This is a genomic window from Mesorhizobium sp. M0062 (genome assembly GCF_040323125.1).
Taxonomy (GTDB): domain Bacteria; phylum Pseudomonadota; class Alphaproteobacteria; order Rhizobiales; family Rhizobiaceae; genus Mesorhizobium.
This window is the reverse complement of the sequence record NZ_JAMYUO010000013.1, coordinates 18,913-41,083: the sequence shown is the minus strand read 5'-3', so window position 1 is coordinate 41,083 and position 22,171 is coordinate 18,913. Positions and strand designations below refer to the sequence as shown.

20 protein-coding genes are annotated in these 22,171 nt (G+C 63.3%); 10 read left to right on the top strand and 10 right to left on the bottom strand.

The genetic code is table 11. From position 1 onward, the window contains the following. Positions 1 to 10: 10 nt before the first annotated feature. From NKJ64_RS16975 to NKJ64_RS16965, 3 genes are all read right to left on the bottom strand, one after another. Complete coding sequence (locus NKJ64_RS16975) at positions 11 to 643, bottom strand: LysE family translocator (RefSeq protein WP_023671530.1); 633 nt, start codon at positions 641 to 643, stop codon at positions 11 to 13. Between the two features lie 159 nt (positions 644 to 802). After that, positions 803 to 2,776, bottom strand: coding sequence for a TadE/TadG family type IV pilus assembly protein (locus tag NKJ64_RS16970; protein ID WP_352463006.1), 1,974 nt, complete (start codon positions 2,774 to 2,776; stop codon positions 803 to 805). Positions 2,777 to 2,964: 188 nt separating this feature from the next. After that, complete coding sequence (locus NKJ64_RS16965) at positions 2,965 to 4,881, bottom strand: TadE/TadG family type IV pilus assembly protein (protein WP_352463005.1); 1,917 nt, start codon at positions 4,879 to 4,881, stop codon at positions 2,965 to 2,967. A 337-nt stretch (positions 4,882 to 5,218) separates the two neighbouring features. On the opposite strand from NKJ64_RS16965, the gene NKJ64_RS16960 reads away from it, so the two are divergent. Together NKJ64_RS16960 and NKJ64_RS16955 are read left to right on the top strand one after the other, a co-directional pair. Then, complete coding sequence (locus tag NKJ64_RS16960; protein ID WP_352463004.1) at positions 5,219 to 6,079, top strand: TIGR01459 family HAD-type hydrolase; 861 nt, start codon at positions 5,219 to 5,221, stop codon at positions 6,077 to 6,079. A gap of 9 nt (positions 6,080 to 6,088) precedes the next feature. Next, positions 6,089 to 7,072 carry a bifunctional riboflavin kinase/FAD synthetase gene (locus NKJ64_RS16955; RefSeq protein ID WP_352463003.1) on the top strand — a complete coding sequence of 328 codons (984 nt, stop codon included), beginning with the start codon at positions 6,089 to 6,091 and terminating at the stop codon, positions 7,070 to 7,072. Between the two features lie 29 nt (positions 7,073 to 7,101). On the opposite strand, the gene NKJ64_RS16950 is transcribed toward NKJ64_RS16955, so the two are convergent. From NKJ64_RS16950 to NKJ64_RS16935, 4 genes are all read right to left on the bottom strand, one after another. Continuing rightward, complete coding sequence (locus NKJ64_RS16950; RefSeq protein WP_023671535.1) at positions 7,102 to 7,656, bottom strand: HdeD family acid-resistance protein; 555 nt, start codon at positions 7,654 to 7,656, stop codon at positions 7,102 to 7,104. A 128-nt stretch (positions 7,657 to 7,784) separates the two neighbouring features. Then, complete coding sequence (locus NKJ64_RS16945) at positions 7,785 to 8,198, bottom strand: MAPEG family protein (protein ID WP_352463002.1); 414 nt, start codon at positions 8,196 to 8,198, stop codon at positions 7,785 to 7,787. Between the two features lie 12 nt (positions 8,199 to 8,210). After that, complete coding sequence (locus NKJ64_RS16940; RefSeq protein WP_023730459.1) at positions 8,211 to 8,693, bottom strand: SRPBCC family protein; 483 nt, start codon at positions 8,691 to 8,693, stop codon at positions 8,211 to 8,213. Next, complete coding sequence (locus NKJ64_RS16935) at positions 8,690 to 8,995, bottom strand: ArsR/SmtB family transcription factor (RefSeq protein WP_023689559.1); 306 nt, start codon at positions 8,993 to 8,995, stop codon at positions 8,690 to 8,692. The genes NKJ64_RS16940 and NKJ64_RS16935 overlap by 4 nt, the downstream gene beginning before the upstream one ends. Positions 8,996 to 9,207: 212 nt before the next feature. On the opposite strand from NKJ64_RS16935, the gene NKJ64_RS16930 reads away from it, so the two are divergent. The 3 genes from NKJ64_RS16930 (at position 9,208) to NKJ64_RS16920 (ending at position 14,110) form a co-directional block, all read left to right on the top strand. Beyond that, the gene (locus NKJ64_RS16930) at positions 9,208 to 10,011 is read left to right on the top strand and encodes a MipA/OmpV family protein (protein ID WP_023730461.1); all 804 of its coding nucleotides are present in this window, start codon (positions 9,208 to 9,210) and stop codon (positions 10,009 to 10,011) included. Between the two features lie 232 nt (positions 10,012 to 10,243). Continuing rightward, positions 10,244 to 13,225, top strand: coding sequence for an isoleucine--tRNA ligase (ileS, locus tag NKJ64_RS16925; protein WP_023827616.1), 2,982 nt, complete (start codon positions 10,244 to 10,246; stop codon positions 13,223 to 13,225). A gap of 201 nt (positions 13,226 to 13,426) precedes the next feature. Next, positions 13,427 to 14,110 (top strand): hypothetical protein, encoded by a 684-nt coding sequence (locus NKJ64_RS16920; RefSeq protein ID WP_023682973.1) that lies wholly within the window; start codon positions 13,427 to 13,429, stop codon positions 14,108 to 14,110. A gap of 28 nt (positions 14,111 to 14,138) precedes the next feature. On the opposite strand, the gene NKJ64_RS16915 is transcribed toward NKJ64_RS16920, so the two are convergent. Beyond that, positions 14,139 to 14,591, bottom strand: a complete 453-nt coding sequence (locus NKJ64_RS16915; RefSeq protein WP_023694762.1) for a nucleoside deaminase — start codon at positions 14,589 to 14,591, stop codon at positions 14,139 to 14,141. Between the two features lie 180 nt (positions 14,592 to 14,771). Between NKJ64_RS16915 and NKJ64_RS16910 the strand changes: the two genes are divergently transcribed. The 5 genes from NKJ64_RS16910 to NKJ64_RS16890 all read left to right on the top strand — a co-directional run bounded on the left by NKJ64_RS16910 (position 14,772) and on the right by NKJ64_RS16890 (position 21,431). Further along, the gene (locus NKJ64_RS16910) at positions 14,772 to 16,955 is read left to right on the top strand and encodes a pseudouridine synthase (protein WP_352463001.1); all 2,184 of its coding nucleotides are present in this window, start codon (positions 14,772 to 14,774) and stop codon (positions 16,953 to 16,955) included. 47 nt (positions 16,956 to 17,002) lie between these two features. Continuing rightward, positions 17,003 to 17,557 (top strand): 16S rRNA (guanine(966)-N(2))-methyltransferase RsmD, encoded by a 555-nt coding sequence (gene rsmD / locus NKJ64_RS16905; protein ID WP_023829500.1) that lies wholly within the window; start codon positions 17,003 to 17,005, stop codon positions 17,555 to 17,557. A 96-nt stretch (positions 17,558 to 17,653) separates the two neighbouring features. Continuing rightward, positions 17,654 to 19,009, top strand: a complete 1,356-nt coding sequence (locus NKJ64_RS16900) for a M16 family metallopeptidase (protein WP_023829501.1) — start codon at positions 17,654 to 17,656, stop codon at positions 19,007 to 19,009. A gap of 188 nt (positions 19,010 to 19,197) precedes the next feature. Continuing rightward, a complete protein-coding gene (locus NKJ64_RS16895; RefSeq protein ID WP_352463000.1) occupies positions 19,198 to 20,574 on the top strand; it encodes a M16 family metallopeptidase in 1,377 nt (458 codons plus the stop codon). Further along, positions 20,571 to 21,431 carry a patatin-like phospholipase family protein gene (locus NKJ64_RS16890; RefSeq protein ID WP_023694766.1) on the top strand — a complete coding sequence of 287 codons (861 nt, stop codon included), beginning with the start codon at positions 20,571 to 20,573 and terminating at the stop codon, positions 21,429 to 21,431. Before NKJ64_RS16895 ends, NKJ64_RS16890 begins: the two co-directional genes overlap by 4 nt. 167 nt (positions 21,432 to 21,598) lie before the next feature. On the opposite strand, the gene NKJ64_RS16885 is transcribed toward NKJ64_RS16890, so the two are convergent. Next, positions 21,599 to 21,850: a dihydrofolate reductase family protein gene (locus NKJ64_RS16885; protein ID WP_352462999.1), complete on the bottom strand. Its 252-nt coding sequence runs from the start codon at positions 21,848 to 21,850 to the stop codon at positions 21,599 to 21,601. Continuing rightward, the gene (locus tag NKJ64_RS16880) at positions 21,826 to 22,134 is read right to left on the bottom strand and encodes a dihydrofolate reductase family protein (RefSeq protein WP_352462998.1); all 309 of its coding nucleotides are present in this window, start codon (positions 22,132 to 22,134) and stop codon (positions 21,826 to 21,828) included. Before NKJ64_RS16880 ends, NKJ64_RS16885 begins: the two co-directional genes overlap by 25 nt. Positions 22,135 to 22,171: the final 37 nt, after the last annotated feature.

The following is a 22,171-nucleotide window of genomic DNA, read 5'->3' as shown; positions in this document are numbered from 1 at the left end:
CTGCGTCCGATCAGCGTTGCGCGTCGGTCGCCATTTTAAGCGCCAGCGCGGCGAGCACCGTGCCCATCATCCAGCGCTGGATGACCATCCATAGCGGCCGTCCGGCAAGGAAGGTGGCGATCGAACCGGCCGTTACCGCGATGATGGCATTGGCGGTCAGGCTGATCGAGATCTGCGTGGCGCCGAGCACCAGAAGCTGCGACAGCACATGGCCGTTGCCCAGCGAGATGAACTGCGGCAGCAGCGACAGATAAAGCACCGCCACCTTGGGATTGAGGAGATTGGTCATCAGGCCCATCGCGAACAGCTTGCGCGGCCTGTCCTTCGGCAGTTCGCGCACCTGGAATGGTGAGCGCCCGCCGGGCCGCACCGCTTGCCAGGCGAGCCATAGCAGATAGAGCGCGCCGGCAATGCGCAGTGCGTCATAGGCAAACGGCACGGCAAGCAGCAGCGCGGTGATGCCCAGCGCTGCCGATACGACATAGAACAGAAAGCCGGCCGCCACGCCGCCGAGCGAGATCAGCCCGGCCTTCGGGCCTTGCGACAGCGAGCGCGAGATCAGGTAGATCATGTTCGGCCCGGGCGTCAGCACCATGCCCAGGCAGACCAGCGCGAAGGCGAGATGGTTGGCGGTTTCGGGCACTGGCAATCTCCGGGAAGCGGTGACGATACCCACCACGCGTTTTGACCTCACCGCAAGAGCATGATGGCCGGAGCCTTTGCGCCAGCGTCGAAAATTGGCGAAAGCGGCGAAGCCGCCAATTTCCCCCGCAAGGTGGGGGAAGATCAGCAGCTTCAACCCTCAGCTCACCACGCGCAGGTTCGAGAGCTCGTTGGCGATTTCCTTGAAATTGTCGGACAGCGTGGCGCCGGTCGCGTTCCAGAACAGTTTTGCAGGCTTGCTCGGGTCGGCCGGATCCTTGCGGAAGCGCGAGTCCGACGAGCACACCTTCAGTGCCTCCATCGCGCTCTTGTCGCCGGCGTCGGTCGTCGACATGTCGAGCGCCACCGTCATCACCATGATGTTGGCCGCCTTGGCGTTGTTGCACAGCGTCGCCATCTGCTCGTTGAGGGCGGCGGTGTAGTTGCTCGACGAATAGTTGAGCTGGCCGATGGCGCTCGACGTGCCGCCGAACAGGCGGGTGACCGCAGTGCCGTTGTAGCCGACGCCGGTATAGCCATAGGCGGCATAGGTCGACTTGTTGCCGGCGGGATCGCTGCTGGGCACCGCGTAGGTGTTCTCGCCGTCGGTGAGCACGATGACCACCTTGTCGTTGCCGCGCTCCGTCTCAGGACGTCCTCCTGTGAAAGGCTCCGTGCTGGAGACGGTGCGCCAGCCCCAGGCCATGCCCTCCGGCACATTGGTGAAGCCGTTCGGCGCCATCAGGTCGATCGCAGCCTTGATCTTGGTCAGCCCGGCGGTGTTGGAGACGTCGGTCAGCGGCGTGATCGGTGTCGTCGTGCAGCTGTAGTTAGGACCGGCACCGGCCGACAGCACCGGAGCATTGATCGGCCGCGGCTGGAAATACTTGGCCATGTTGGACTGCCTGGTCTTGCCGGAGGTGCTCGCCGGATCGTCGTTCCACCAGCTGTTGGCCGCGCCATAGGTCTTGGGGGCCACCTCGTCGGGGTCCTGCGTTATGTACCAATGATTGCCCGGCTCGTCTGGCGCGAACATCGGCACGAACATGGTCGCGGGATCGCCGACGCCGGTGCCGGTGTTGTTCGGTCCGCCGGAGGCCGGCGCGTCGGTGACATTATAGGGGTAGGGACGGACCTCGACGCAGCCCTGCCAGCTGGCGAACGGTCCGTATGTGTCGTTGTAGTCGTATTCGTTGTGGCTGTCCGAGCATGTATGATTGGCACGATATTTGTCGCAGACCACGCGTTTGCTGCCGACGATGCGCTCGTGGCTGGTGACCACCTTCATGTCGCGGTAGAGCGAGAAGCGGGTCAGCATCTGCCCCTCCTGCTCACCCCAGCCAGTGCCTTTCTTGTACCAGATGCCGCCGATCTTCTGGGCATATTCGTCGGCTGCGTTAAGCGTGGACCAGGCGAAATTCTCATTGTGGATGGGCGACAGCCCGTAGGCGTCGATCCACGACGCGTTGTCGTTGCTGGCGCCGACATTGACCGAGGCGGCGAACGGCACAAGGCTGAACTGGACCGGCTTGTCGATCTGCTTGATCATCGCGGCCTGCAAGGCAAGCGTGTCGACGAGCTGCTTGGCGGCTTGCTTGAGAAGGTCGATGCGCTTTTGTCCGGCACCCGTGCCCGTGTTCGACATCGACCCCGAATTGTCGAGCACCATGGCCACTTCCAGCGTGTTCTTCAGCCGGACTTGCGAACACACGGAGTAGGTGACGTTTTCCGACGTCCTGCCGATCAGCATCGCCGCTGCCGGCAGGAAATAGGGCTTGTAGACCAGGCTGGCGCACAGCTTGACGATGCCGCCGCCGGTCGTGCTGCTGGGCAGCGTAACGCTGAGCGTCGTGTCGGCGGGATCGACGTCGTTGAGGTTTGCCTTGAAGAAGTCGAGCGCATAGGCCCGCAACTGGTCGTCGGTGGCGCCTTCCACCAGCCGGCGCGCGGTGGCGAAGTTGGCGGCGTCGAGCGCGTTGACCACCCTCTGCTTCTCGCTGACCACGCCGGTGTAGTCGACGGCCATGGCCACGCCGCCCATCAGTGGCACCATCGCCACAACGGTCATCAGAGCGTAATTGCCGCGGCGGTCACGCCAGAAGTCATGCCGGAATGTGCGCCAGAGTTCACGCATGTGATGTAAGCGGCCCCGCCTGCGGTTCTTCAATGCCGCCACAGTTTCACAAAACGTTGAAGGACGGGTTTGGGAAACTGCTCGATTGCGCGGATAGCGCTTCACCAGGCGCTAACCAAATGCGCCAGCTGCCGAACGCAAAACGCCCCGCTGGAGAAGTGGCGCTTCGTTCCTTTGGATTACGCCGGTCAGCTGACGATGCGCAAATTGGACAGTTCGTCGCCGATTTTCTTGAAATCGTCCGACAGCGTGGCACCCGTCGAGTTATAGAACAGCTTCTCCGGATTGCCGGCCACATCCTTGCGGAAGCGAGAATTCGAGGAGCAGGTCTTCAAGGCAGTCATCTGTGCCGACTCGGCGGCCTTGCTTGCGTCGAGGTCAAGCGCGATCGTCATGACGATCACGCCGGCCAACTTTGCATTGTCGCAGAGCGTGGCGAAGTGCTCGTTCATCGCCTTGGTGTAGTTGGGATTCGAATAGTCGCTCTTGCTGACGTTGGTGGTGGTGCCGAGGAACGGACGGCCATAGGTGTAGGCGCTGTTGAAGGGCTTGGTCTGGCCGGGATAGGCGAGGTACCCGAGAGACGAATAGAGGGCCTTGCTACCGGCGAGGTCGTTGCCGCCGTACTGGTAGTCGGTGCCCGAGTATTGCTGAGCGCTCACACTGTCTGGCGTGTAGTAAGTGTTGGCACCGTCAGTCAGCACGATCAGCACCTTGTCGTTGCCCTTTTCGGTTTCGGGCCGGCCGCCCGTGAACGGCGCCGCGTGCGAAAGGGTCCGCCAGCCCCAGGCCATTCCTTCCGGCACATTGGTGGCGCCGACATCGACCATGTCGTCTATAGCTTTCTTTACCGCCGCCCCGGCGTCGGGTGACACATCCGTCAGCGGCGTGATTGGGGTCGTGCTACAGCTGGCGTTCGGCCCGGCATTGGACCCGTAGGCCGGCGTCACCTTGTTTCCGACGCCGGCGTTGAAATATTTCGGCATGTATTTCTGACGTATAGAGTCGGTGCCTGACGTTATATCGAGGTGCCAGTTGTTGTTTGCGGGGAGAAGGTGGCCGCTCTTGCTCTGGGTATTGTCGGTCTCGTCAGGGGCGAACATTGGCACGAACATCGTCGCCGGTGTCGAGGTCGAAGCCGCCGTATCCTGTATGTTGTAAGGATAGGGACGCGATTCGACGCAGCCGCCCCAGGTCGCAATCGGTGCGTAAACTATATTGGACGTGCAGACGCCGTTTGAGGTTTTGCACGATGAAATGCGCTTCATCCATTTGTAGATCGAGAAGCGCGTCAGCACCTGGTTCAGCTGCGTCGCATCCCAGGCCGAGCCTTTCGCATAATAGTAGTTGCCGGACTTTTGTGCGTACTGGTTTGGGGAGTTAGCCGAGGTAAGCGTCGACCAATCGAGGTTCTCCTGGTCGAGGGGCGAAACGCCTGTCGTGTCCATCCACGGTGCGTCGGCATTTGTCGGGCCGACATTGACGGAGGCTGCAAAGGGGACGAGGCTGAACTGCACCGGTCTGGTGACCTGCCTCATCTGTTGCGCTTGGGCGGCCAGCTGATCGACCAGCTGCTTGGCGGCTTTCTTGAGCAAGGTGAACCGCACCTCGTTGGACCCATGCCCCAGTTGGTCCATCGAGCCGGAGTTGTCGAGCACCAGCGCCACTTCCAGCGTGTTCTTCAGACGGATCTCCGAGCATGCCGACGTTGTGACGTCGGCGGCGGTTCTTCCGATCATCATGGCCGCTGCCGGCAGGAAATAAGGGTGGAACGTCAAAGTGGCGCACAGCTTCAGCGTGCCGCCGCCTGTGTTGTTGTTGGGCAGTGTCACGGTCAGCGCCGCGTTGGTTGCTTTGACGCGGCCGAGATTGCCCTCGAAAAAAACTTTGGCATAGGTCTTGGCCGCAGCGTCGGTCGCCCCGGCGACGATCTGCTGCGCTGTGGCGATCCCGGCGGCATCCAGCGCATTCAGCATGTTCTGCTTTTGACGCAGGAGGTCGGTGTAGTCGATGGCAAGCGCCAGCGCGCCCATCAAGGGCACCATGGTGATCACTGTCATCAAGGCATAGTTGCCGCGTCTGTCGTTCAGAAATCTGCGGATCATGCCTTCAGCACCCCTGCCAGGACCCCAATATCGGTCCGAAGATGCCCACAAAATCGTTAAATTTCAGGTTGCTGAACTGCGTTCAACATAGGGCCATCTTTTCAAGGCTCGTTAACCACTCGGCCCTGGTGATCAGCGGTGCGACATTGTTTCGATCGACCGAAGCTCGGAGAAGGGTGGTTCCTGCCTGTTGCAACCTTCGATCAGCCCGTTGCGCAACAGCCTCGCAAGTGCCGAAAAGCTGGTGACAGGATGAAACGCTTCGGTTAATGCGGGGCCGGTTGCGGCGGACCGTCGGCTGCAGCTCTCGCAATGATCGTCACAGCAGGAAAACGGCATGGCGGATTCGCCTGATATCATCGGCTCGCTCGCGGATTTGTCGGGCGCCTACTCGGCCATCCTGTGCGATGTCTGGGGCGTGATCCACAATGGCGAATGGCATTTTCCGGCGGCTGCCCAAGCGCTTGCCGCCGCGCGTGCGGCGAAGGTCCCGGTCGTCCTGATCACCAACTCGCCGCGCCGCAATGCCGATGTGGTGGCGCAGATGAATGCGATCGGCGTTCCCGCCGCCGCCTACGACCGCGTCGTGACCTCAGGCGATGTGACCCGCGACCTTATCGCCGAAGGCCCACGAAAAATCTTCCATATCGGCGCCGACCGCGATTTCACCCTCTATGACGGTCTGGACGTCGAGCTCGTCGAGGAGTTCGAGGCCTCCGGCGCGGTCTGCACCGGGCTGTTCGACGACGAGGTGGAAACGCCCGAGGACTACGCCGATCTGCTGCACCGGCTGCGCGCCAGGAACCTGCCTTTCATCTGCGCCAATCCCGACATCGTGGTCGAACGCGGCGAGCGCATGATCTGGTGCGCCGGCGCCTTGGCGCGCGACTATGCCCAGCTTGGCGGCCGCACGCTGATCGCCGGAAAACCCTATGCGCCGGTCTATGACGTAGCGCTGCGGGAGGTCGCCGTGCTTCTCGGCCGAGACGTCGCGCGCACCGAGGTGCTGGCCATCGGCGACGGCATGATGACCGACGTCAAGGGCGCCGCCGACAACGGCATCGACGTGCTTTACGTCTCGGGCGGCATTCACGCGCGCGACTATGGCGATCCCATGCAGCCGGACCCCGCCAGGCTTGCAGCCTTTCTGCAAAAGCACGGCTACCGGCCGGTCGCCGTCATTCCGAGACTGCGGTAGGGTTGCTGCATGAGCGCAGCTTTCGAACACATTTCAGCAACCGCGCCGCTGCCGCCGCATTTGCGCGGCGGCGTGGTGGCGATCGGCAATTTCGACGGCGTCCATCGCGGCCACCAGGCGGTGCTCGATCGCGCGCTTGCCGAAGCCGGGCGGCGCGGCGTGCCGGCGCTGGTGCTGACCTTCGACCCGCATCCGCGCAAGGTGTTCAGGCCGGATATGCCGCTGTTCGTGTTGACGCCGCCGCCGATGAAGGCGCGGCTGTTGTCGCATCTGGGCTTTGCCGCACTCGTCGAACAGCCGTTCACGCGCGCCTTTGCCGGCCTGTCGGCCGAGGCTTTCGTGACCGATGTACTGGAGTCGAACCTCGGCATCACCCATGCCGTGACCGGCTTCGATTTCCACTTCGGCAAGGACCGGCAGGGCGGTCCTGCGTTTCTGATGGCGGCAGGCGAGCGCCATGCTTTCGGCGTCACCCTGGTCGACGCCTTTCGCGACGAGGGCGCCGAGGTCGTGTCGTCGAGCCGTATCCGCGAGCTGCTCTGCGAGGGAGAGGTCGCCGAGGCCGCAGGCCTGCTCGGCTACCGCTTCACCGTCGAAAGCGAAGTGATCGGCGGCCAGCAGCTCGGCCGCACGCTCGGCTTCCCGACAGCCAACATGAGGCTTTCGCCGGAAACGACTCTGAAGGAAGGGATTTATGCCGTCCGCTTTCGCCGCGCCGACGGCACGCTCTATGATGGTGTCGCCAGCTTCGGGCGTCGCCCGACTGTCGACGACAATGGCGCGCCGCTGCTCGAAACCTTCGTCTTCGACTTTGCCGGCGATCTCTATGGTGAGATCTGCGACGTATCGTTCTTCGGCTTTTTGCGCCCCGAGGTGAAGTTCGATGGGCTCGATGGGCTGGTGGCACAAATGAAGCGCGACGAGGCGGAGGCGCGCGCGCTGCTGGCCGGCGTCAGGCCGCTTTCGGATCTGGACGGCGCCATCGCTTTTTGAGCCTTCCGGCCGCTTACCTCTTCAAGCCCCTACTTCTTCAACGCCAGTCCGAGAGCGATGAAGCTCCAGCCCTGGAAGATCAGGTCGATGGCCAGGAACAGGCCGAGCACCCACAGGCTGTTGACCGGCCAGCCCATGGCGATGGTCAGCCCCGCCAGCACGCTGATCAGGCCCGCCGCGACGACCCAGCCCCAGCCCTTTTCCGGTCGGTGGCTATAGCCGACCCAGGCCCTGAGCGCGCCTGAAGCGACCAGCGCCACCGCCAGCAGCAAGGTCAGCACCGTCGAGGCCAGCAGCGGATTGTCGAAGGCAAAGAAACCGGCAACGGCATAAAGTAGGCCGCTGAGCAGCCAATAGAAGAAGCGACTCCAGGTCTTCACGCCGAAGGCATGCACGATCTCGATGATGCCGGCCATCAGCATCAGCCAGCCCACGACATAGACCGAGGCGACGGTGGCGATGAACAGATTGCCGAAGGCAATGCCGCCGAAGATGAGCAGCAGCACGCCGAGCGCGACGAACCACCCCCATTTGTCCCGTGTCCGGCCGATCGCATCTTTCAGGGTATCACCGTGCAGGGTCATGGCTGCATCTCCTCGAAATCGCCTGGCACCTTGCCGGGAGGTTAGCCCCGGCTGTAGCGGACGTCCAGCCGATGGCGACGGCTAGCAAACAAACAAAGCGTCGGTGGCTTGAGGTTCGCGCGTACGTGTCAATTTATGGCAGCCCACCCAGTCACAAGGACGAGGACAAGCGTGACGATCGCTCCAGAGACGTAGACGATCGTTCTGACACTGCCACCCTTGGCGGCATTGCCGCCGCGTAGGTAAACCCCCAGGTGAAGCAGGCGTATCGCCACATGAACCCAGACAATGGTCGCCAACGTGGCCGACCCAACGCCAACCATCATGGCCAGCACCGCCGGGACGACAAAAGGCGCCAGCGCCTCGACCGAGTTCATATGCACGCGGTCGATCCTGTAGAGGAGATTGGCGTCGTCGGCCGGGATCACCGGACCGGAAAGCGCTCCGGCAAATCCCTTGGACGAACCCGAGTAAACCGCCAGCGCGACTGACAAAAGACAGAGGATCAGTACACCGAGGATGCTTGGCCAATAGGGTTCCATAATTGTGCTCCTTCAGGTCACCTTGCTGGCAAAAAGATCTTGGAATCGCCTGAGATACAGCGGCCAGCCTCGATCACCGTCAATCCCAAAGCGCACGCCTTCCCAGCCTTCGCCATGACGTTCGAGATTGCGATGCTCGATCTCGACGCGGGTCCGGCTATTCGTCTCCGCCGTAAACCGGACTTCCCACTCGCTGGTCCTGTCCGGATTGGTCTCGATCTGCCATTGAGGGCTGATATCCCAACTCAGAAGCAGTCGGTTCGGCGGCTCGTAGGCCAGCACCCGTGCCCAGCGGCACTCGCTGCCATCCACACCGCGGTCGTAGACGTGACCGCCAACGCGGGGTTCGAAGATCGTCTCCGCGATCGGCACCGCAAGCAGGTTATGCTCTTTGGGTTTGAAACTGCCGAAGTCCTCGGTGAAGACCTTGAAGGCATGTGCGATCGGAGCCTCGACAAGGATGGAGTGCCTCACGGGCGGTTGATGTGTGCTCATTCCTGCTCCTTCAAGGGCTGTTCGACGACCACTTTGTAGGCCGCCAAGGTCTTGCTCCAGAACCGGTCGAGTTCGGCGCGCAGGCTGGCCAAGCCTTCCGGTTCGACCCGGTAGATGCGTTGCTTGCCTAGCCGTGTGTTGGCCACGAGGCCGGCGTCCTTGAGCACCTTCAGGTGCTGCGAGACCGCCGGCCGGGTGACAGGAAGCGCACGAGCCAATTCCCCGACCGAACAGGGTTGTTCGACCAGCAGTTCGAAGATCGTCCGCCTGGTCGGGTCGCCAAGCGCTGTCCATCTGTTCATGTTAGTCTGCACTAACGCGAATTTAGGCAACCTCGCTATTTCTGTCAACTCGCCACAGGCCCGGCGGCGCCCTGTTCAAATGGGCCACAGCGCAAAAAACAGGGTCGCAGTTGCCGCCACTGCTGTAGATTTTAAGTCAAATTTTACCGAACCGGCGCCATGGCTTTGGCTGCCGGGTGTTCTCTCCGTTTTGTTTCGCGTATGGGGTGGTGATGCGTATTGTCTGGACGATTCCGCTGTTTCTCGCCTCGGCGCTGCTCACTGTGTCCACCGCCAATGCGGGCGAGGGTGCCTTCGGCTGGATGTCCGGCGACTGGTACCTGACGCTTGGCGCCACCGGCATGGTCGCGCCGAAATTCGAGGGCTCCAACAGCTATCTGCTCAGCGCATCGCCGATCATCTCGCTGGGCAAGGCCGGCCCGGCCGCGCGCTTTACCTCGCGCAACGACAACATCTCGCTGGCGCTGGTCGACGATGGCGGCGTCCGCGCCGGCCTGACCGGAAAATTCCTGTTTTCCCGCGACAGCAAGGATGAGCTCAAGGGCCTCGACCCGGTGCGCTGGGGCGGTGAGGTCGGCGGCTTCTTCGAAATCTATCCGACGGACTGGCTGCGCGCCCGCGCCGAACTGCGCCATGGCATTCGTGCCCATGATGGCTTTGTCGCCGACATCGCCGCCGATGCTTTCTACGACGTGACGCCGACTGTCAGAATTTCGGGCGGACCACGCGTGTCCTTTGCCTCGTCGGGCTATTTCGACTCTTATTATGGTGTCAACGCCAAGGAGGCTGCGGCCTCGGGCCTGAGCGAACACCATCCTGGCGGCGGCCTGAAATCGACCGGCCTTGGTGGCGCCATCACCTGGAAGGTGACCGATCCGATGACCGCCAGCCTGTTCGGCGAATATGCGCGCCTGATGGGCCCGGCTGCCGATTCCAGCCTGGTCAAGGAGCGCGGCGACCGTAACCAGTTCACGGTCGGCGTCTCGACCACCTATCGCTTCGACTTCGCGATGTAAGTGAATCGAACAAGAGACGCTTTATTCCTGCGGCTTTCTCGGCTAAAAGCCCGGCAATGACGAGCTTTTCACGCCTTCGCGCGCTGACGATACGAATTACAGGCCCGGTGTTCCGGGCGGCCTGAGCGCCGCCGGAGCCGCCGGGAGTTTTGCGCGCCCCCTCGCGCTTTTCCAATCATGATAGTTCACGCCCGAGCTTTTACGCCCGCCGGGCAATGCACATGGCAGACCAATGACCGACACTGTTGAAACGATCGACTATTCCAAGACGCTTTACCTGCCGCAGACGGATTTCCCGATGCGCGCCGGCTTGCCTGAAAAAGAACCGCAGCTGGTCAAGCGCTGGCAGGACATGGATCTCTACCGCAAGCTGCGCGAGGACGCGGCCGGCCGCGAAAAATACGTGCTGCATGACGGCCCGCCCTACGCCAATGGCAACATCCATATCGGCCATGCGCTGAACAAGATCCTCAAGGACGTCATCACCCGTTCGTTCCAGATGCGCGGCTATGACGCCAATTATGTGCCGGGTTGGGACTGCCATGGCCTGCCGATCGAATGGAAGATCGAGGAACAGTACCGCGCCAAGGGCAAGAACAAGGACGAGGTGCCGGTCAACGAGTTTCGCAAGGAATGCCGCGACTTCGCCGCGAACTGGATCACGGTGCAGGGCGGCGAGTTCCAGCGGCTCGGCGTCGTCGGCGATTTCAAGAACCCCTATACGACAATGGCTTTCCACTCGGAGTCGCGCATCGCCGGGGAGTTGTTGAAGTTCGCCATGTCGGGCCAGCTCTATCGCGGCTCCAAGCCGGTAATGTGGAGCGTCGTCGAGCGCACCGCACTGGCCGAGGCCGAGATCGAATACCAGGACTATGAGTCCGACACGATCTGGGTGAAGTTTCCAGTTGTGTCAGGATTTTGGAGCGTTGAGCACTTTGTATCAGACGCTGCACCGTCCATGCGCGTTCCGGAAAGCGTTGCACTTTTGGACAACGCCCACGTCGTCATCTGGACGACAACCCCGTGGACGATCCCCGGCAACCGTGCCGTCAATTATTCGTCACGGATCGGCTACGGCCTTTATGAAGTTACCGCAGCCGAAAATTCGTTCGGTCCACAGCCCGGTGAGAAGCTGATCTTTGCAGATGCGCTTGCCGAAGACTCCTCGGCCAAGGCCAAGGTCACCTTGAATCGGCTTCGCAGCGTTTCGGTCGAAGAGCTTGGAAGCCTTACACTTTCACATCCCTTCAAAGGTCTCGGCGGTGGTTACGAATTCGCCGTACCCATGCTTGCCGGGGACCATGTCACCGACGATGCCGGTACCGGTTTCGTCCACACCGCGCCCGGCCATGGCCGCGAGGACTTTGATGCCTGGATGGATGCGGCATCGGATTTGCGCGCACGTGGCATCGACCCTGCCATCCCCTTCACTGTAGATGATGCCGGCTTCTTCACCAGGGACGCGCCGGGTTTTGGCCCGGATCGCGAAGGTGGCGCCGCGCGTGTCATCGACGATAACGGCAAGAAGGGCAATGCCAATCAGGCGGTCATCGACGAACTGATCAAGCGCAACGCGCTGTTCGCGCGCGGCCGGCTGAAGCATTCCTACCCGCATTCCTGGCGGTCGAAGAAGCCGATCATCTTCCGCAACACGCCGCAATGGTTCGTCTATATGGACAAGGACCTCGGCGACGGCACGACGTTGCGCAGCCGTGCGCTGAAGGCGATCGACGACACACGCTTCGTGCCGGCGGCCGGCCAGAACCGTATCCGCGCCATGATCGAGGAACGCCCGGATTGGGTCTTGTCACGCCAGCGCGCCTGGGGCGTGCCGATCGCCGTCTTTGCCGATGAGGATGGCAACGTGCTGAAGGACGAAGCCGTCAACCAGCGCATCATGGATGCTTTCGAACAGGAAGGCGCCGACGCCTGGTTCGCTGCCGGCGCCAAGGAGCGTTTCCTCGGCAATCACGATGCCTCCAAATGGAAGCAGGTGATGGACATCCTTGACGTCTGGTTCGATTCGGGCTCGACGCATGTCTTCACGCTGGAAGACCGTCCGGACCTGAAATGGCCGGCCGACGTCTATCTCGAAGGCTCCGACCAGCATCGCGGCTGGTTCCACTCCTCGCTGCTCGAAAGCTGCGGCACCAGGGGCAGGGCACCTTACGACACTGTCGTCACCCATGGCTTCACCATGGATGAGGAGGGGCGAAAGATGTCGAAATCGCTCGGCAACACCGTCGTGCCGCAAGACGTCATCAAGCAGTCCGGCGCCGACATTCTGCGGCTATGGGTGGTGACGACCGACTATTGGGAAGACCAGCGTCTCGGCAAGAACGTGCTGCAGACCAACATCGACGCCTACCGCAAGCTCCGCAACACCATCCGCTGGATGCTGGGCACGCTCGCCCATGACGATGGCGAGGAGGTGCCGCTGGACAAGATGCCGGAACTGGAGCGGCTGATGCTGCATCGGTTGGCCGAGCTCGATGAGGTCGTGCGCTCGGGCTACGACGCGTTCGAGTTCAAACGCATCACCCGCACTTTGCTCGACTTCATGGTGGTCGAGCTGTCGGCCTTCTATTTCGACATCAGGAAGGACGCGCTCTATTGCGAGGGACCCGCCAGCGTGAAGCGCAAGGCCTCGGTACAAGTGGTGCGCCACCTTTTCGACTGCCTGGTGAAATGGCTGGCGCCGATGCTGCCCTTCACCACGGAAGAAGCCTGGCTCGACCGTCATCCGGATGCTGTCTCGCTGCATCTCGACCAGTTCCCCGAGATTCCGGCCGACTGGAAGAACGAGGCACTGGCTGAGAAATGGCGCAAGGTGCGGCAGGTCCGCCGTGTCGTCACCGGCGCGCTCGAGATCGCACGCGCTCAGAAGGTCATCGGTGCCTCGCTGGAAGCCGTGCCGGTCGTGAGCCTCGACGATGCCACGCTTGAAGCCGCGATCGCTGATGTCGACATGGCCGAAATGGCGATCACCAGCGATCTCGTCATCGCCCACGGCAAGGCGCCGGAAGGCGCCTTTGCGCTCGACGATGTCAAAGGTGTCGCGGTGGTGGTCGAAAAGGCCGAGGACCGCGGCTTGGTCAAATGCGCGCGCTCATGGCGCTATACCGCCGATGTCGGGCAGGACGTGGAATTCCCCGACGTGTCTGCCCGCGATGCCGCCGTCCTGCATGAACTCAAGGCTCTGGGACGTTTGTGACTGCTCATAAGCCGGTGCACAAATGCCACGCCGCGTGGGCGAAAACCGCCCGCGCGTTGCCCTTAACGAGTGGTTGAGATAAACACGCGAAACTCCGGAAGACAAATTGTCGCCGGAATTCCGTCGCAAGAGCGTGGACGATGGGGACCGGGCCTTTGGCCGGTGACGATCGAGAGGCTGTCTAGAGTGGGACTTTTTGGCATGATCGACAGAACTTCCGTGCGCGTTGCGCTGCTGGCGCCGCTTGTCGCGTCCGGCCTCGCTCTGTCCGGCTGCATGGGTTCGCCGACCTACGGCACCGACAAGACGGCTGGCGAGCAGCTTGCGGGCGACCTTTCCGGCGCCTTCGCGATCACGCCCAAGCACAAGGAACAGATCGACTACAGGCCGCGTCCGGAGCTGGTAAAGCCGGCGCCGGGGCAGAAGGAAGTGCTGCCGCCGCCTCAGGAAAGCATCGAGACGGCGAGCACCGATTGGCCCGAATCGCCCGAGCAGCGCCGCGCCCGTCTGCGTGCCGACGCCACTGCCCACCAGGACGACCCGTCCTATCAGTCGGGGATCGTCGACGACGTGCAGACCGATCCAGCTTCTGTGAAGAAGGCGCTGGCGGATTCGGGCTCAAGCCACCCCCCGGCCTGGTCGCCGAAGGATTCAGACAAGGGCCGCGCCGCCGAGATCCAGCGCCGCACCGCAGAGCAAAAGCAGGGCGATCCCAACACTCGCAGATATCTGAGCGAGCCGCCCCTGGCCTATCGGGCTGCCTCCGACACGGCGCCGCAGGGCGAACTCGGCGAGGATGAATACAAGAAGGAACGCCGCCTCAAGAAGGAAGCGGCCGCCAAGGGCAAGAGCGGCGGGCTCTTCGACTGGCTGCCCTCCTGGTAGGAATCGTCGCCTTCGGTAGCTGAAGGCTCTACGTTTCGCGTCTTTCCCGAAAGAATTCCCTGAGCAGCAGCGCCGCATCGGCCTCGGCCATGCCCGGATAGATGTCGGGCGTATGGTGGCAGGTCGGCGAAGCGAAGAAGCGCACGCCGTTGACCACCGCGCCGCCCTTCTCGTCGGCCGCGCCGAAATAGAGCCGGCGCAGCCTGGCGAAGGAAATGGCGCCTGCGCACATGGCGCAGGGTTCCAGCGTCACATAGAGGTCGTGGCCGGTCAGCCGCTCGCTGGAGAGCGTTTGGCAGGCCGCGCGGATGGCCAGCATTTCGGCATGCGCCGTCGGATCGGCAAGTTCGCGGGTGCGGTTACCGGCGGATGCCACCACCGTGTCGCCGCTGGCGATGACGGCGCCAACCGGAACTTCTCCGCGCAAGGCGGCGGCTTGCGCCTCTTTCAGCGCCAGCGCCATGAAATCCGGCCGCTTCACGCGGTTTCCATTCCGATTATCTCCTCGCCACTTGGCGGTGATCCTGTTATGGAGCGCGTCAACCCGAATATCGGAACAGATTTTCGGAAATGATCATGCGCCAAATCAAAGTGCTATAGCGTCCTTTGCGCGTCCGAAAGGATGCGCCACGCTGTAGCAGCGCAACAAGGCAAAGGCCACATGGACGACAACGACAAGAAATCTCCGCGCCACAAAGGCCCGGGCAAAAGCGGCCCTGGAGCCGCGGGGCCGCGCCGCGATGGCGCCGCCGGCAAAAGCGGCAAACCCTCCTTCGGGGCCAAGAAACCCTATTCACCGCGAGGCGCCCGGCCCGCAGCGGCTGAGGGCGAGCGGCCCAAGCGCGATTTCAAAAGTGGCGACCGGCCATTCAGCAAAGGTCCGCGTTCCGAAGGCAAGCCCTTCGAAAAGCGCGAGGGACCGCGCAAGCCATATGCACCACGCGGTGACCGGCCGATGGCAGCCGAAGGCGAGCGCAAGCCGTATGAAAAGCGCGAAGGGCCGCGCAAACCCTATGCGCCGCGTGGGGATCGCCCTATGGCGGCCGAGGGTGAACGCAAGCCGTATGAAAAGCGCGAGGGGCCGCGCAAGCCTTATGCACCGCGCGGCGATCGGCCGGTTGCGGCCGATGGCGAGCGGCCAAAGCGCGATTTCAAGGGCGGCGATCGGCCATTCAGCAAGGGGCCGCGTCCCGAAGGCAAGCCTTTCGAAAAGCGTGAAGGGCCGCGCAAGCCCTACGCACCGCGTGGCGATCGGCCTGCTTCCGCCGAGGGCGAAAAGCGTTTTGACCGGCCAAAGCGCGATTTTGGCGATCGCCCGCAGCGCGACGCCGGAGATCGTCCCAAGCGTGACTTCAGCGATCGCCCCAAGCGCGATTTCGGTGGTGACCGGCCGCAAGCATCTGGCGGCGCCTTCAAGCCGCGCCCGCGTCCGGCAGATGCGGAAGAAGCCGGCGAGCGTATCGCCAAGCGGTTGGCCCGCGCCGGCCTGGCGTCGCGCCGCGACGCCGAAGACCTGATCGCGGCGGGCCGTGTCAAGGTCAACAACCGGGCTTTGACCTCGCCGGCCTTCAACGTCATGCCGGGCGACATCATCCATCTCGACGGCATGGAGATCCCGCCGATCGAGCGCACCCGCCTGTTCCTGTTTCACAAGCCTGCCGGCGTCGTTACCACCAACCGCGACCCCGAGGGCCGCAAGACCGTGTTCGACGTGCTGCCGGCCGAATTGCCACGGCTGATGACCATCGGCCGCCTCGACATCAACACCGAAGGCCTGCTGCTGCTCACCAACGATGGCGGTCTGTCGCGCGTGCTCGAACTGCCTGCCACTGGCTGGCTGCGCCGTTACCGCGTGCGCGTTCATGGCAAGGTCGAGGAAAGCATGCTCGCAGGCCTGCGTGAAGGCATTGCCGTCGACGGCGTCTTCTACGGCGCCATCGAAGCGACGCTCGATCGTGAACAAGGCACCAACGCGTGGCTGACGATCGGCCTGCGCGAAGGCAAGAACCGCGAAGTGAAGAACATCCTTGGATCGCTCGGCCTCGACGTGACGCGGCTGATCCGTATCTCCTACGGACCGTTCCAGCTCGACGATCTCGCCGAAGGCCATGTGCTGGAGATCAAGGGCCGCGTCTTGCGCGACCAGCTCGGCGAGCGACTGGTCGAGGAATCCGGCGCCAATTTCGACGCCGAGATCATCAAGCCGTTTTCCAACCAGCCGGTGCGGCGAGAGCGTGACGCGGAGCCGGAACGGCCGAAAGTCACCCGCGAGGGTGACCATCGGCCGATCGGCGAGGGTGGTCTGATCAAGAACCGCAAGCGCCGCGAAGGCAGCCGCGACGAAGCGCTCGGCAAGCTGTCGACCAGTCCCGAAAGGGGCGAGAGGCCGGAAAAGAGCTTTGGCGAACGCGGCCCGAGACCCGAGCGCAGCGAGTTTTCGGACAAGCCGCGCAGCGAGTTTCGCGAAAAGCCGCGCGGCGATTTTGGCGACAAGCCCCGTGGAGGCTTCGGCGACAAGCCGCGCGGCGCCTTTGGTGACAAACCGCGCGGCGGCAAGAAGCCCGAGCGCGAGCAGCGGCCGATCGATCCGCCGGGCCAGCGCAAGGCTAATGTCTGGATGGCGCCGGGCGCGCGTCCGATCGGCAAGGGCAGGGCGGAAGCCGATGCCGCCAAGGCGGCCGAGGCCAAGGCGCGCAAGGCGTCGTTCAAGCCGTCCTATGGCAAGCCGTCCGATGGCAAGCCGGGCGGAGCCAAGCCGTTCGGCAAGCCGGGTGGCGAGCGTCCGGATGGCGGTCGGGGCGGCGAGCGGCCACGCAACGGTCCCAAGGGCCCGAGGACCAGATGATGCCGGGACTTAAATGAGATCCGGCCTTAAATGAGACCCGGGCATAAATGAGAATCGTCGGCGGCCAATTTCGCGGGCGTCCGCTGGCGACGCCGCGCGACCATGCCATCCGCCCGACGACCGACCGCGCCCGCGAGGCCGTCTTCAACGTGTTGGCGCACCGCTTTGCCGACAAGCTCGACGGCGCGCGTGTGCTCGACCTTTTCGCCGGCACCGGCGCTCTCGGCCTCGAAGCGCTGTCGCGCGGCGCTTCCTATGGCGTCTTTATCGAGGAATCGGCCGAAGGGCGCGGCCTGATCCGCACCAATGTCGAAGCTTTTGGCCTTACCGGCCGCACCAAGATCTTCCGCCGCGACGCGACCGCCCTGGGTGAGGCCGGTACGCTTGCGGCATTCGGCCTGGTCTTCGCCGATCCGCCCTATGGCAAGGGCCTTGGCGAGCGCGCCCTGCGCTCGGCCAGGGATGGCGGCTGGTTGCTGCCCGGCGCGCTCTGCGTGGTCGAGGAAGCCGCCTCGGCGCCCTTCGAGATTGGGCCGGAATTCTCGGTGGTTGATGAACGAAACTTCGGCGAGACGGTGATCCGGTTCGTCGAGCTTGCGTAAGGGTGGGGCGACCGGCGCCTTCAAAATGACGCACAATTCACTTTGCCTCCGCGGCTAACCTTGCCTATCGTCGCGCGATAACAACCGGAGCCATCAATGACATTTCATACTGAATGGCTGCGGAGAGCCTTGCTCGCCACCGCGCTGACCATGGCCGGCCCGGCCCTGGCCGCGGATGATGGCAAGGTGGCCAACTTCCTGCTCGACAATGGAATGGAGGTGGTGGTCGTTCCCGATCATCGCGCCCCCATCGTCACCCATATGGTGTGGTACAAGATCGGCAGCGCCGACGAGCCGCCAGGCAAGTCCGGCATAGCGCACTTCTTCGAACACCTGATGTTCAAGGCCACGACCAACCACGCCGCGGGCGAGTTCGACCGCGCCATATCGGCCATCGGCGGCTCCAACAACGCCTTCACCTCATATGACTACACTGCCTTCCACGAGACGGTGGCGCCCTCGGCACTTGGTGAGATGATGAGCTTCGAGGCCGATCGCATGCGCAACCTCATCTTGACCGACGAGGTCATCAAGACCGAGCGCGACGTGATCCTGGAAGAGCGCCGCGCGCGCATCGACAGCAATCCGCAGGCGGTGCTCGACGAAGAGGTCGACGCGACGCTCTGGCAGAACCAGCCCTACCGCATTCCGGTGATCGGCTGGATGCAGGAGATGGAGCAGTTGAACCGCACCGATGCGGTTGCCTTCTATGACAAATACTACCGCCCCAATAATGCGGTGCTGATCGTGGCCGGCGATGTCGAGCCGGAGGTCGTGAAGGCGCTGGCCGAAAAAACCTATGGCAAGGTCGCGCGCGGTCCCGACCTGCCCCCGCGCATCCGCCCGGTCGAGCCGGAGCAGAACACCAAGCGCACGGTGACGCTCACCGATGGGCGCGTTTCGGTGCCGAGCTTTTCGACGCAATGGGTGGTTCCGTCCTACCACACGGCAAAACCCGGCGAGGCCGAGGCGCTCGACCTGCTGGGAGAGATCCTTGGCGGCGGCAGCCGCAGCAGGCTCTACCAGCAACTCGTGGTCAAGCAAGGCATCGCATCGGCGACCGGCGCCTTCTTCCAGGGTACGATGCTCGACGCCACCAATTTCACCGTCTATGGCGCGCCGCGCGGCGACGCCAAGCTGAGCGACGTCGAGGCGGCCGTCGACGCCGAGATCGCCCGCATCGTCAAGGACGGCGTCACCGCCGATGAGCTGGAGAAGGCCAAGGCCCGCTATATCAGGGCCATGATCTTCGCCCGCGACAAGCAGGACGAGATGGCCAATCTCTACGGCGCCGAGCTCGCCACCGGCGGCAACGTCAGGGATATCGAGGAATGGCCGGACCGCATTCGCAAGGTCACCGCCGATGAGATCAAGGCGGTCGCCGCACGCTATCTGCTGCTCGATCGTACGACGACCGGCTATCTCTTGCCGCAGCAACAGGCGGGGAATTGATGATGACGAGATTGAGCGTTAGCGCTGCCCCTCACCTGCCTGCCGGCATCCTCTCCCCCTATAGTGACGGGGAGAGGGGCGCTGTCATCGTCGATTTCGCCAACCATCAGCGTCGTAAGAAGAGCGCCAGCGTCGCGGCGAGACCCCTTCTCCCCGTCACTATACGGGGAGAAGTGCCCGGCAGCGCGATGAGGGGCGGAGCTGACCTTGGCGATCAATGGCCTGATGCGATTACTCATAGGCGCATCGCGGTTCTCCACGTCTTCGCCACACTGTTCCTCGGCATCTTCTTCCTCATCCTGCCGGCGCTTGCCGCGCACGCGATGGACATTCAGCCGGTGACCTCATCGAAAGGCGTCAACGCCTGGCTGGTCGAGGACCACTCCATTCCGATCGTCGCCATCCGCTTCGTCTTCGATGGCGGCTCGACGCAGGATCCGGCGGGGCGGGAAGGGCTGGTCAATCTGATGACCGGCCTATTCGACGAGGGCGCCGGCGACCTCGACAGCGAGGCCTTCCAGATCAAGCTTGACGATGCCGGCGCCGAAATGGGCTTCGAAGCGGCGCGCGACGGCACCTATGGCGCGATGCGGATGCTGGCCGAGCAGAAGGATGCGGCCTTCGACCTGCTCAGGCTGGCGGTCACCAGCCCGCGCTTCGACCAGGCGCCGATCGACCGTATCCGCGCCCAGATCCTGTCCGGCATCATCGCCAATGAGCGTGACCCCAACACCGTCGCGCAAACCAAATGGCTGCGCGCCATCTATGGCGACCATCCGTATTCCAGGCCCGACCAGGGCACCAAGGACAGCATCGCCACCATCACGGCAGTGGATCTGGCTGCCTTCCACAAGGCCAATTTCGCCCGCAGCGGCCTGCATGTTGCGGTGGTCGGCGACATAGATGCCGCGACGCTGAAACGGAAGCTCGATGAGGTCTTCGGCGATCTGCCGGAAAAGCAGGTGCTGCAACCGGTTGCCGATACCGAGCTGAAGCTCGGCCAGCAGCTCGAGGTCGACTACGACCTGCCGCAGACCTCGCTGCAGTTTGCCTACCCCGGTGTGAAGCGCGATGCGCCGGATTTCTTCCCCGCGGTGCTGATGAACCAGATTCTCGGCGGCGGCACCTTCACCTCGCGCCTCTATGACGAGGTGCGGGAAAAGCGCGGCTTGGCCTACTCCGTCGATTCCAACCTGGTCGACCACCAGCATTCCAATGCGCTGATCATCACCACGGCGACGCGTTCCGACCGCGCCGCCGAGACGCTCGCCATCGTCAAGGAGGTGGTCAAGAAGATGGCGCAGGAGGGGCCGACCGAGGCCGAGCTGGACGCGACCAAGAAATACATGGTCGGCTCCTATGCTATCAGCAATCTGGATTCTTCCAGCGCCATTGCCGCGACCCTGGTGGAATTGCAGCTCGACAATCTCGGCATCGACTACGTGCAGCGCCGCGCGGCGCTCATCAACGGCGTGACGCTCGATCAGGTCAAGGCAGCGGCGAAGAAGCTGCTGACGCCGGCGCCCGCGATCATGAGCATCGGGCCGAAGCTGGAGGCCAAATGACAGGTCCGACTTTCGGTATCGCCTTTGGCGGCGGCGGCGCGCGCGGCCTCGCCCATATCCACATCGTCGAGGCGCTGGACGAGCTCGGCATCAAGCCCGTGGCCATCGCCGGCTCCTCGATCGGCGCCATCATGGGCGCCGGCATGGCCTCGGGCATGAGCGGCAAGGACATCGAGGACTACGCCCGCTCGATCCTCGGCCGCCGCGCCGAGGTGGCGGCGCGCATGTGGCGCTCGCGTCCCGGCACCATCGCCGAGGCGATGCAGGGCGGCATCCGAGTCAGCCAGTTCAACATAGAGCGCATCTTGAAGGCGTTCCTGCCGGAAGCCATCCCGGAAACCTTCGCCGAGCTGATGATCCCGCTCAAGGTGACGGCGACGGACTATTTCGGTCACAAGCTGGCCGTCTTCGACGAGGGCGACCTGCATTCGGCGCTCGCCGCCTCGGCTGCCATTCCCGCCGTGTTCCGCCCGGTGACGCGCGACGACCGCGTGCTGATCGACGGCGGCATCTACAATCCGGTGCCGTTCGACCTCATCGAAGACGCCGCCGACATCATCATCGCGATCGACGTCGTCGGTGCGCCGAGCGAGGCCGAGCGCAAGCACCCGACCACCGTCGATCTGATGTACGGCGCCACGCAATTGATGATGCAGTCGATCATCGCCCACAAGCTGAACCAGCGCCCCCCCGACATACTGATCCGCCCGCCAGTGTCAAAATACCGCGTGCTCGATTTCATGAAGATCGACACGCTGCTGGCCGAGACGCAGGAGGTCAAGGACGAACTGAAGCGCGAGGTGGAAAGAGTGGTCGAGGCGCATGCCAAGGGCAAGCGGGGGAAGAAAGCAGGGTGAGCTGCCGATCTCCCCCCTCGAGGGGGAGATGGCCGGCGGACCAGAGGGGGTCGTCTCGCGTGAAGCTCGACCTCCTACGGTCGATAGGAGGTTGCGTCAGGACGGACCGACCGCCTCTGTCGCCTTCGGCGACATCTCCCCTCAAGGGGAGATTACCCACCAGCGTCTCACACCCTCCCAGCCGCATATTCCAGCGCCACCACGCCATTGCTGAACTGTACGGTCGAGATCGGCTCCAACGCCACCGGCATATCGGGCGGGAACAGCTTCTTGCCCTCCCCGACGGAGCCAGGGTAGCTCAGCAGCCTGACGCGATCGACCAGACCATGGCGCAGCAATTCCCGCGCGACGCTCAGGCTGCCATGCACATATATGTTGCCGCCGCTGCCTTGCTTCAGCGCCCGAACCGCTTCCGGCAACGCACCTTCAGCAACTCGGCCGGTTTCCAGTCGAGTGCCTTCGGGCTTGTCGACGCGACATATTTCGGCAGCGCATTGAACCGGTCGGCGAAGTCTCCGGTTTCCTTGGGCCAAGAGCCGGCAAAAATCTCGTAGGTCGTGCGCCCCAGAAGCATGGCCCCGCTGTCGGCAAGCTCGTCCTCCTTGAACCTTTGCATCTCATCGTTCCAGGTCACGCTGGGCAGCTTCTCGACCTCGGCGATGCCATCGATGCTGATGAACTCGGTGATAATAAGGTTTCTCATGGCGCTCTCCTTCTTCTGTCAAAGGACGAACCGTGTG